Here is a 10,629-nt window from a genome sequence, read left to right as displayed (position 1 = left end):
GATCACTCTCGCCGCTCAAAGCGGTAAAACGCCAGCATTCCCATCAGATTCGGCAAGAAATTAACCGGATGACCGCCGTTCATCACCCTGCGTTCGAGTATACGCGCGTCACATTGCTGGCACAGCGCTTCAAAATCACCCAATGTGCATAAATGAATATTGGGCGTGTCATACCAGTGATAGGGCAGAGTTTTTGACACAGGCATATGTCCGGAAATAACCTGCATACGGTTTTTCCAGTAACCGAAATTGGGAAATGAAACGATGCCTTCCTTACCCACCCGCAGCATTTCCTGGATGATGCCTTCGGTGTGCCGCATGGCCTGTAAAGTTTGGGACAGAATGACGTAATCGAATGAATCCGATTCAAAGCCGGACAACCCTGTTTCCAGGTCATTCTGGATTACATTGATGCCATTACGAAAGCAACTGAGCAGATTATCATCGTCGATTTCCACGCCATAGCCAAAAACATTCCGTGTATCGCGCAAATAGCGCAGCAATGAACCGTCGCCGCAACCTAAGTCCAGAATCTTTGCGCCAGGTTTAATCCATTCGGCAATGGCGGCAAAATCCGGGCGTAATGCGATGGTTGATGGTGCTGTTGTATCAGTCATGGTTAATTAATAGCTCTTTCACTCAGGTAGAAATATTGTCCATATACGCCCGTACCAGTTGATGGTAATACTGCGTTTCCATCAGAAAAGAGTCATGGCCGTGGCTGGAGGTGATTTCTGCATAACTCACGTTAATCTTGTTATCCAGTAGCGCTTTGACAATTTCCCGGGAACGCTCCGGCGAGAAACGCCAATCGGATGTAAACGATAAAATCAGGTAATTCGCCTTGGCAACCTGGAAAGCCGCACTTAAATCGCCACCATAGGCATTCGACGGGTCAAAATAATCCAACGCTTTGGTCATCAGCAAATAACTATTGGCATCGAACAGATCCGCAAATTTGTCGCCCTGATAGCGCAGATAGGATTCAATTTCAAACTCGACATCAAAACCGAAAGAAAGCTCGCCTTTACGCAGACTCCGTCCGAATTTTGCCGCCATCGAGTCATCGGAAAGATAAGTAATATGCCCCAGCATGCGAGCCAACCGCAGACCGCGCCTCGGCAACGTGTCGTAAGCGTAGTAATTGCCGCCGTAAAATTCCTGGTCGGTCATAATCGCCTGACGGGCGACATCGTTAAACGCGATATTTTGTGCGGTCAATTTGGCCGCCGCGGCAATCACCAGCGCATGACGCACTTTTTCCGGATAATCCAGCGTCCACTGCATTGCCTGCATCCCGCCCAGACTGCCGCCGACTATTGCGGCAAATTGTTCAATTCCCAGATGTTCGGCCAATTGCGCCTGGGTTTCCACCCAGTCTTCCACGGTAACAATAGGAAAGCTCGCGCCATAGTGTTTTCCGGTTTTCGTATCAATACTGGCAGGACCGGTAGAACCGTGGCAACCACCCAAATTGTTCACACCGATCACAAAGAAGCGATTGGTATCAATCGGCTTGCCCGGACCCACCATATTATCCCACCAACCGTAGCTCTTCTCTTTATCCGCATACACTCCGGCTACGTGGTGATTGCCTGAAAGCGCATGACAAATTAGTACCGCATTGGATCGTGCTGCATTCAGTTTTCCATAGGTTTCATACACCAGATGATAGCTATCCAATATCAATCCGCTTTTCAACTGCAATGGCTTGTCAATGGTCACATAGTGCGGTGTCACAACACCAACTGATTTTGAATCTTGCATTTATATAAGGAAAATCCTAAAGAAATGACTAAATATCCTGTTGACAATTATATCGTCAATGAAACTGGCATACACTACGGAAAACTCTGATAAACCCATCGGCTAGTTCACCACGATCGTAACGGGCTCTTTCAGAGTTTTTCTAATCATTCAACTTGGCCAGCAATTCCGCCATCTTTTCCGGTTGATCCGTTTTCATGATCTTTTGTGTGAGCGGAATAATATCAGGCAAATGGCTTTTTAAAATCTGGTTCTTCACTGTCAACAGTTGCGCCGGGTACATGGAGAATTGCTGCAGCCCGAAACCTAGCAGTAGACGGGTAAACTGCTTATCACCGGCCATCTCACCACAAATCGATACAGGCACTTTGGCATGATTGGCACTCTGAATAATATGCGAAACCAGCCACAATATGGCTGGGTGAAACGGATCATAAAGATGCGCCACCGCATCATCGATCCGGTCAACAGCCAGGGTATATTGAATCAGGTCATTGGTACCAATGGACAAAAAATCCAGTTTCCGCATAAAAAGATTCAGACTCAACGCAGCCGCCGGAATCTCAATCATCCCGCCGACTTTAATATGCTCATCAAAATGAATCTTTTCATCGCGCAAGGTCTGTTTCGCGTATTCAATCAGATGCAGCGTTTGATCAATCTCCGCCACATTGGACAGCATCGGCACCAGAATACGGACATCGCCGTATTGAGATGCGCGCAAAATAGCACGTAGCTGCGTATGAAACATTCTCGGCTCCGCCAAGCTCAACCGGATAGCACGCAACCCTAACGCCGGATTAGCCGCAACTTGCACGGCGCCTTTCAAACTTTTGTCCGCCCCCAGATCAAAGGTACGAATGGTAACCGGCTGTTTATGCATTTTGACTGCAACAGTCCGATAAGCTTCAAATTGTTCATCTTCATCCGGCAAGTCATCGCGATTGAGAAACAGAAACTCGCTGCGGAACAAACCGATGCCTGTGGCACCGCTGGTTTTGACTTGCTCAATATCTTCCGGCAGTTCTATGTTGGCGTATAAATCGATCGGTGTGCCATCCAGCGTTACCGCAACAACGCTCTTAATGCGCTGCAGCTTTTTTTTCTCCAATTCCAACTGGCCTTGCCGCAGACGGTATTCATCCAGAACATACTTATCCGGATTGACAATGACAATGCCGTGCGTACCGTCCACAATCAGACGATCATTTTCCAGAATTAAACGATGTGCCTGATGTAACGCCACGATAGAAGGGATATTGAGACTACGCGCGACAATCGCGGTATGCGAGGTCTGACTGCCCAAATCGGTTAGAAAGGCGGTAAACTGATGCTGTTTGTATTGCATGACATCGGCAGGACTCAGATCATGCGCCACCAGAATACTATCGCCGGTAAGTCTTGATGCCACCGGCAAATAACCGGGATGTCCTAGCATCGCTTTGAGCACACGCTCGACAACTTGCACCACATCGGCTTTGCGTTCGCGCAAATAAGCATCCTCGATTTCTTCAAACTGCGCCAGTAGCTCTTGCATCTGCTGCGTCAGCGCCCATTCCGCATTGCACTGGGTCTGCACAATCATGCTCCGGGCCGCTTCCGAAAGTGTCGGATCTTCCAAGATCATCAGATGCAAATCCAGGAATGCACTAAATTCCGCCCGTGCATGGCCATCGGCAACAGATTTTTGCAGCGCTTCAAATTCTTTACGAACGACAGTAAAAGCACTGTCCAGGCGCGCAATCTCTTTGTCTATCTGATTCTTTGGAATCAGATAATGCATCACCTCTAAAGCAGCAGGTGCGCCCAAATGCGCATGCCCTATGGCAATGCCTTCCGATACACCAATACCTTGCAGGATAAAGCTCATTCGCCTTCACCAAAATAATCTTCGACCAATGCCACCAACGCTGCCATCGCTTCAACTTCATCGTCACCGGTCGTTTCGATCTGTATGCGCGACCCTTTATTGGCCGCCAGCGTCATAACTCCCATAATACTTTTCGCATTTACACGACGATTATTCTTTGTCGCCCACACTTCGCATTTGAATTGGCTGGCCAGTTTCGTCAGTTTTGAAGACGCGCGCGCATGCAATCCCAGTTTGTTGACAATTTCCACTTCTTTAGTCTGCATGGTACGACTCCACACCAATATGCATGACACCGCATTGGCCACCGCTCAATCCTTTTTCGATCACGACAGGAAGCGGCTCATTACGATAGGTCAACACACGTACCAGCATAGGCAGATTGACGCCTGCGATACATTCCACTTTACCGGGTTGCGTTAACTGACTGGCAATGTTGCAGGGTGTTGCGCCACACATATCACTCAGTACCAGCACCCCATTACCGCCATCCAGTTGCTTGATCATGGCGCGCGCTTTAGCTAATACGGCATCGGGATCATCCTGTGGAAAAACACTCAAATGCAGCAACTGTGGCGGCTTCATGCCTACCACATGGCTTGCGCAGCGAATCATATGATCCCCTAAATCTTCATGTGTGAGAACTAAAATCCCAATCATCTCGCTTTTATCCCGCCTCTGGTTTTGTAAACAACAATTTGAGAATTCTAGCATTGACAGTGCGTTAATACCCTGTGTTGTTACATTTTCACATGAAAATACCTTCAAATGGTTGTTCTGTCTCTTAATTCAACCACGCTATTGTGCAATGCGTTATATTCATTTCTGTGAATTAATAATCTGAGGGATACTCAAAGCTTGATGAAGTGGTCAGCGTATACTGGCAAATGAATGTCTTGATTTAATGTGCAACATTATTTTAATCGGCGGCAAAGACATGAAAAAGAATGATCGAATTTCAGCCTTGTGTAAAGCAGCCGAAGCGATGGCGCACGGTGATTTCACACCGAATATTCCGATCGGTGATGACGAAATTGGTCACCTGGGTAAGTCTCTCAAAAAACTATCCACGTACCTCAAGAAGCAATCAGAAAGAAGCCAATCTCTCTATCGGATTATGGTGGAATGCAACCTCAATCTACAGCTGATCGATGTACTGAACCACATTTATGAATCCTTCCAGGACCATTTACCCTATGACCGGATTAGCTTGGCTTTACTTGAGAATGAAGGTAGTAAACTTAAATTGCACTGGTCACGTGCCAATTATGACAAACAAGAATTATTAACTGGCCTTTCAATTCCCATTTCTGACAGTGGGTTAAGCGCAATCATCGATATCAACGAAATGTTGATCATCGACGATTTAGTCACACATTTGGGAAAACACCCGGAATCCAGACTCACGCAAGCAATTATTAAAGAGGGCATTCGCTCTTGCCTCATTTGCCCTTTGGTTACCGCTGGAAAACCGATAGGTTTCGTTTTCTTTTCGTGTCGCAAAAAAAGTACTTACCAAAACCTGCATAAGGATTTATCCCTGCAAATCGCCAGTCAAGTGGCGATCATCCTTGAGAAAACCAAATTATACAAAGGAATAAAACTCAACAAACAACTCATCGCACAGAAAAAATCATTGCAACAACGCGTCACACATGATGCCTTAACCGGTTTGCTCAACCGCCCTGCCATATTTGATATCCTGCATAAACAAATCCTGCGTGCCAGACGAGGTGGAATTGGAATAGCGGTGATCATGATTGATATTGATCACTTCAAAACCATTAATGATACCTGCGGCCATCTCACGGGTGACGCGGTGTTATGCGAAATTGCCAGCCGACTGAACCAATCAGCCCGCTCTCATGAATACATTGGGCGTTATGGCGGCGAAGAATTCCTGGTGATTATCTCACCCTATGATCAAGCTGGCGCTTTTAAAGCTGCGGAGCGATTCCGCAATGCCATTGCTTGTCAGGAAATCAATGCCAATCAAACTCTGGTTCCAGTCACGATCAGCTTGGGTGTGGCCATTGGCACAGAGCCAGAAACACTGGACGAAAATCTTTTATTACGGAGAGCCGATGAAGCGCTTTACATAGCCAAGCATAAAGGGCGAAACCGGGTCGAAGTTGCAAGCTGACTCCGATTGCAATTCAAACCAGTCAATCATCAGAATTCAGGAATTAAGGGCGCCTCTAAAAATTCAGAGTTCTAAACAAAACGAGGCGCGAGCAAGAAATGGTGACGCAGCATATAACTGATATGTAAGGAAACATTTTTCGTGAGCAACAAAGTGTTGTGACGAAATTTGGATTTTTAGAGGTGCCCTTAATACACTCGGTAACGAAACACCTCGCTTGAGGGGTATAATTGCCGCTCAAATGACAAGCTTAACTCTATCCAACCTCTTCACTTAACACACATAACATGACCCAGGAAAATCCATCAGCCCCTCTTCAGGATGAAAATCAAATCATTGCTGAACGTCGCGCCAAACTGACCGAATTACGGCAAGCAGGCAACGCTTTCCCGAATACCTTCCGGCGCGAGCATCTGGCGGCAGCATTACATCAGCAATTTGACGATTTCACAAAGGAAAAACTGGAGGAACAGCCCACTGTTGTAAAAGTGGCTGGGCGCATGGTGTTAAAGCGCGTTATGGGGAAAGCCAGCTTTGCTACGATTCAAGACATGAGCGGGCGAATTCAGTTGTATATTTCGGATGACCATACCGGCGAAGCCGTGCATACCGCGTTCAAACACCATGACCTGGGCGATATCTTCGGCGCGCAAGGCACGTTATTTAAAACCAAGACCGGCGAACTCTCGATCCGCGTGACTGATTTGCAATTGCTGACAAAATCGCTACGCCCGCTGCCGGAAAAATTTCATGGGCTGACCGATCAGGAACAGAAATACCGTATGCGCTACTTGGATCTGATCACGAATGAAGAAGCGCGTAAGGTGTTTACGATACGTTCCAAAGTGATACAGGCAATTCGAGAATTCTTTGTCGCACGTGATTATCTGGAAGTCGAAACCCCAATGATGCACCCGATTCCGGGGGGGGCTTCGGCACGGCCTTTCTCCACGCACCATAATGCATTGGACATGGAATTATTTTTACGTATCGCACCCGAGCTTTACCTGAAACGGCTGGTTGTCGGCGGCATGGAAAAAGTTTTTGAAATTAACCGCAACTTCCGTAACGAAGGGATCTCCACGCGGCACAACCCGGAATTTACCATGGTGGAATTCTATGAAGCCTATCAGGATTATAGTTATCTCATGGATTTCACCGAAAAAATGTTCTCCACCGTGGCTGAAAAAGTGCTCGGAACCACTCAGATCACCTATCAAGGCAAAGCCATCGATCTGGCGAAGCCATTTATGCGTTTAACCATTACCCAGGCAATTCAGAAATTCCACCCGGAATATTCCGATATGCAATTACAGGATCGTGATTTTCTAATTAATAAGTTACAAGCATTGGGCATACACTATAATTCACACGATGGAATCGGCGGCTTACAGCTTTCATTGTTCGATGAAACCACAGAGCATTTACTGTTTGAACCCACATTTATTGTCGATTATCCGGCAGAAGTCTCACCACTGGCACGGCGCAACGACAGCAACCCCGAAATCACTGATCGTTTTGAGCTGTATATCGCCGGACGTGAAATTGCCAATGGATTTTCAGAGTTAAACGATTCGGAAGATCAAGCAGCGCGCTTTCAGGAGCAAGCCAATGCCAAAGAGGCTGGTGATGCCGAGGCGATGCATTACGATGCGGACTATATCCGCGCACTGGAATATGGCCTGCCGCCCACGGCGGGTGAAGGCATCGGTATTGACCGGCTGGTCATGCTGTTGACCGACAGTCCGAGTATCCGCGACGTGATTTTGTTTCCGCAGTTGCGGCGGGAAGATTAGGGAGGCATTGAATAATCCTCCGATAGTTATGCAACGGATGAAAAATATCACCTTAAGTGCGGACGATAAACTGATTGAAGCCGCTCGTGAACAAGTACGTACAGGTGGTCGCAAATTCACGCGAGACGAAAGGAATGAGCGGTGAATTTATCGATACCAATGTTTTCATCTATCTGTTCGACGAAACCGATGAGCACAAACGTACTGTTGCAGAACAACTGATTCAGAAAACGCTGAAAACTCGCAGTGCTTGCATCAGCCATCAAGTTGTCCAGGAGACACTCAACGTTGCGACGCGCAAACTGCCATCTCCCATGAGCGCAGAAAACGCCCAGCGATTTTTGGTCGAAGGCGCGGTCACTTTGCACTTTGTATCGTAGCTTTCCCGATATGACCTCGAATGCCTGTTTTACCATACCAGCCGATCTGGTCATTGGACAAAAATCGGATCAGTGCCCCATTATTGATTACAACAATCAATACGCAGCAAAGCCAATAACGCCATTTATATCGCCATTCGGGTGAATTAAAGCGATAACGCACTTACTGCAGCATTACAAGCGCCTGCACATTAGCATCGGGTAAAGAAGTTCCAACCGCTTTCTGCTATGACCCCGTCTGGCAGCTTCTATTTTCACCTGCAATTCCAAACTGACTCGGAAGCGAACCTAACATCTGGCTTTGTGTAACCGATAGGTATCAATGCCTTGCATGTCGCTTTTTTAAGCAGACAACTCCAACGGTTTTCTTAACCTCCTCCAGTGCTCTGATTAATTAATGCTGCCTGTGTGTTTTCTCACAGACTGATCGGACAAAAAACACTATCTTTGCGTGGCAGCTTTGATTTTTCCGGGCTTTCTGAAATCCGGCACAACAATGTAGCAACTAACCACGGAAGAGGAGATATATGATGAAAGTAAAAACACTAGCAGCAGCGATTTTAACTTTGGGTCTGGCGATTGCTATCCCGCAAACGCATGCATCACACGCGGATGGAACCAATACTTCTGATCTGGTGCACAAAGCCGACCTGATTTTTGAAGGCAAAGTCGTCGATGTCGACTATCGCACATCAGACGTTCTGCAAGCAGGCGATGTCGCCATGCCGCATACCTATGTGACCTACGAGATCACCCGGAATTTTAAAGGCCGTTCGAACCACGACAAATTGATCACCCTGCGTTTCCGCGGCGGTCCGGATGATGCTGGCAATACCTTGATTATTCCAGGCGTACCACTGTTTCAAGTTGGCGATCAGGATATCGTTTTCGTGCGCGGCAACGGCGTGGAGATTTCACCGGTCGTCGGCGGTAATTTTGGCCGCTTCCGTATCAGCAAGGATGGCGTACACTCGGATGCCTGGCAAGAAATCTGGTTGCGCAGCAACGGCCAGCTCGATCAAGGAAATTTTAACGAAGACAAGAAAAGCGTAACGCTTCGCATCGGCATCAAAGAATTCACTTTTGAAACCGAAACCAAAGCCGAGTGGATTCCGCCAGCCGATGCTACCAAACTGACCCCGGTGCAATTCCGTAAATTCCTCAGCGATAGCGTGAACCAGCACTACACACCGCAAGCGCTCGGTTCGCTCAAGCCCGTCCAGAGCATGCAAATTCATGAACAATTCGCAATAGGAAAAGCAAAACCAGCTGCCGCACCGGCGGCACCACCGGTTCTCAAAAAACTCGATCTGGAAGCGCCAAATCACGTGGAAATGACCATTCGCAGGGATTAAAGCGCGTTTTCACCCTGAATTTGCAACTGTCACTCAAGTTATGAACAATTTTTAGGAGACTTACAATGAAATTCTCGCGATTAAATCAATTGCTCGCCATGTTGTTTCTGGCAACCGTCACACAAAATGCTTTCGCTTACACCACCATCAAATGTGGCGGCAACGCAACCAAATGGAGCGGCAACAGCTACACAGCCCGCGCATCTTCCGTCGGTTTTCCGGTGGGTCCTTGGCGCGATGCGTTATCTTCCGTGATCACGCATTGGAACGGCAATCCCAGCAACTTAAGCTTTGGCGTCGTCTGGAACGAGCCCGGCGTTGCAGCTAATAACAACGAAAACGAAGTCTGGTGGGAAGCCAGTGGCGGCCCGAATATCGGCACCTTTCCAGCCGTTGCGTATGTATGGTTTAAAGGTGATTGCACGTTGAAAGAAGCGGATGTCATTTTCAATAACAGCGTGTCGTATCACCACACCACCAACAAAGCCAGCTTGTCGTCCTATGGCGGCGCATTCCGGCCATTCCAGACCACTGCCATGCACGAACTCGGCCATGCTGCCGGATTGGCGCACACTGCCAATGTTTATAACATCATGGGTTCAGATCCCACGCATATCCATGCCAATGGCGCAATCGCAACCGCCTACAGCGGCGAAGATGCTAATAATGGATTGGTTGCGGTGTACGGCTTGTGGAGCGGTGGCCCCAATGATCTGGCGGTATCGCATTGGCGGCATACCGGTAGCAGCGGCGAATACAGCACGCATGGCCGCACCCGCATCTTCAACACTTCGAATGTAGAACTGACCAAAGTAGCCGGCACTACCGAACCGGTATACCGCATCAACAAAGGCCAAACCATCAAGCTCGAGATGACGTATGAGAATCTCGGCAAAACCAGTCCGCTGACGGCTAAAGTCGGCTATTACCTATCGACCAATGACACCATCAGTACCGGCGACCGGTTCCTTGGCGAAGGCACGGTCACGTTGTTTCGAGGTTTTCCGGATACCACCAACAATACCTTCCTGGTGATTCCTTCCGATTTGGTCAGCGGCCAGAATTACTGGATCGGCGCGATCATCGACTACAACGGCGCGTTTACCGAGCGTAGCGAAGCCAACAATGCTACTTACATCGGCATTCGCGTAAATTAAGGAAACACTGATTTATTCGGTCACATCGACTTTGGTCATAAAGGCTTGATAAAATGCATCATACTGATAAATATGGAATAGGGTGATGCAATCAAGCTTTTCTGACCTGGAATATGCGGCAAAGAAGAAACAAACACGACGGGATCGCTTTTTGTCCGAAA

The 10,629-nt window shown here is 47.8% G+C and carries 10 protein-coding genes; 5 read left to right on the top strand and 5 right to left on the bottom strand.

What is annotated here, in order from left to right; all coding sequences use genetic code 11:
* Window positions 1-2: 2 nt before the first annotated feature.
* From metW to K2P83_RS03950, 5 genes are all read right to left on the bottom strand, one after another.
* Window positions 3-617 (bottom strand): methionine biosynthesis protein MetW, encoded by a 615-nt coding sequence (metW, locus tag K2P83_RS03970; RefSeq protein ID WP_292926583.1) that lies wholly within the window; start codon window positions 615-617, stop codon window positions 3-5.
* Window positions 618-639: 22 nt separating this feature from the next.
* The gene (locus K2P83_RS03965) at window positions 640-1,767 is read right to left on the bottom strand and encodes a homoserine O-acetyltransferase (RefSeq protein WP_292926582.1); all 1,128 of its coding nucleotides are present in this window, start codon (window positions 1,765-1,767) and stop codon (window positions 640-642) included.
* A 142-nt stretch (window positions 1,768-1,909) separates the two neighbouring features.
* Window positions 1,910-3,637: a phosphoenolpyruvate--protein phosphotransferase gene (gene ptsP / locus K2P83_RS03960; protein ID WP_292926581.1), complete on the bottom strand. Its 1,728-nt coding sequence runs from the start codon at window positions 3,635-3,637 to the stop codon at window positions 1,910-1,912.
* A complete protein-coding gene (locus K2P83_RS03955; protein ID WP_292926580.1) occupies window positions 3,634-3,903 on the bottom strand; it encodes an HPr family phosphocarrier protein in 270 nt (89 codons plus the stop codon). The genes ptsP and K2P83_RS03955 overlap by 4 nt, the downstream gene beginning before the upstream one ends.
* Window positions 3,893-4,297, bottom strand: a complete 405-nt coding sequence (locus tag K2P83_RS03950) for a PTS fructose transporter subunit IIA (protein WP_292926579.1) — start codon at window positions 4,295-4,297, stop codon at window positions 3,893-3,895. The genes K2P83_RS03955 and K2P83_RS03950 overlap by 11 nt, the downstream gene beginning before the upstream one ends.
* Before the next feature lie 277 nt (window positions 4,298-4,574).
* Here K2P83_RS03950 and K2P83_RS03945 point away from each other — a divergent pair, with 277 nt between their 5' ends.
* The 5 genes from K2P83_RS03945 to K2P83_RS03925 all read left to right on the top strand — a co-directional run bounded on the left by K2P83_RS03945 (window position 4,575) and on the right by K2P83_RS03925 (window position 10,468).
* Window positions 4,575-5,780, top strand: a complete 1,206-nt coding sequence (locus K2P83_RS03945) for a diguanylate cyclase (RefSeq protein WP_292926578.1) — start codon at window positions 4,575-4,577, stop codon at window positions 5,778-5,780.
* Between the two features lie 287 nt (window positions 5,781-6,067).
* Window positions 6,068-7,576: a lysine--tRNA ligase gene (gene lysS, locus K2P83_RS03940; protein ID WP_292926577.1), complete on the top strand. Its 1,509-nt coding sequence runs from the start codon at window positions 6,068-6,070 to the stop codon at window positions 7,574-7,576.
* An 86-nt stretch (window positions 7,577-7,662) separates the two neighbouring features.
* Window positions 7,663-7,956 (top strand): PIN domain-containing protein, encoded by a 294-nt coding sequence (locus K2P83_RS03935; RefSeq protein ID WP_292926576.1) that lies wholly within the window; start codon window positions 7,663-7,665, stop codon window positions 7,954-7,956.
* A gap of 527 nt (window positions 7,957-8,483) precedes the next feature.
* Window positions 8,484-9,311, top strand: a complete 828-nt coding sequence (locus K2P83_RS03930) for a hypothetical protein (RefSeq protein ID WP_292926575.1) — start codon at window positions 8,484-8,486, stop codon at window positions 9,309-9,311.
* Window positions 9,312-9,376: 65 nt separating this feature from the next.
* On the top strand, window positions 9,377-10,468 hold the full coding sequence (locus tag K2P83_RS03925) for a hypothetical protein (RefSeq protein WP_292926574.1): 1,092 nt from the start codon (window positions 9,377-9,379) through the stop codon (window positions 10,466-10,468).
* The last annotated feature ends 161 nt before the right edge of the window (window positions 10,469-10,629 follow it).

Source organism: Nitrosomonas sp. (genome assembly GCF_019752415.1).
Lineage (GTDB): Bacteria > Pseudomonadota > Gammaproteobacteria > Burkholderiales > Nitrosomonadaceae > Nitrosomonas.
Note: the sequence above shows the minus strand (reverse complement) of the source record. Positions and strands in the feature narration are given on the sequence as shown.

Coding starts and splice junctions, on each gene's coding strand:
- K2P83_RS03965 (WP_292926582.1), bottom strand. CDS start 1,767: ATGCAAGATTCAAAATCAGTTGGTGTTGTGACACCGCACTATGTGACC.
- metW (WP_292926583.1), bottom strand. CDS start 617: ATGACTGATACAACAGCACCATCAACCATCGCATTACGCCCGGATTTT.
- K2P83_RS03955 (WP_292926580.1), bottom strand. CDS start 3,903: ATGCAGACTAAAGAAGTGGAAATTGTCAACAAACTGGGATTGCATGCG.
- lysS (WP_292926577.1), top strand. CDS start 6,068: ATGACCCAGGAAAATCCATCAGCCCCTCTTCAGGATGAAAATCAAATC.
- K2P83_RS03950 (WP_292926579.1), bottom strand. CDS start 4,297: ATGATTGGGATTTTAGTTCTCACACATGAAGATTTAGGGGATCATATG.
- K2P83_RS03930 (WP_292926575.1), top strand. CDS start 8,484: ATGATGAAAGTAAAAACACTAGCAGCAGCGATTTTAACTTTGGGTCTG.
- K2P83_RS03925 (WP_292926574.1), top strand. CDS start 9,377: ATGAAATTCTCGCGATTAAATCAATTGCTCGCCATGTTGTTTCTGGCA.
- K2P83_RS03945 (WP_292926578.1), top strand. CDS start 4,575: ATGAAAAAGAATGATCGAATTTCAGCCTTGTGTAAAGCAGCCGAAGCG.
- ptsP (WP_292926581.1), bottom strand. CDS start 3,637: ATGAGCTTTATCCTGCAAGGTATTGGTGTATCGGAAGGCATTGCCATA.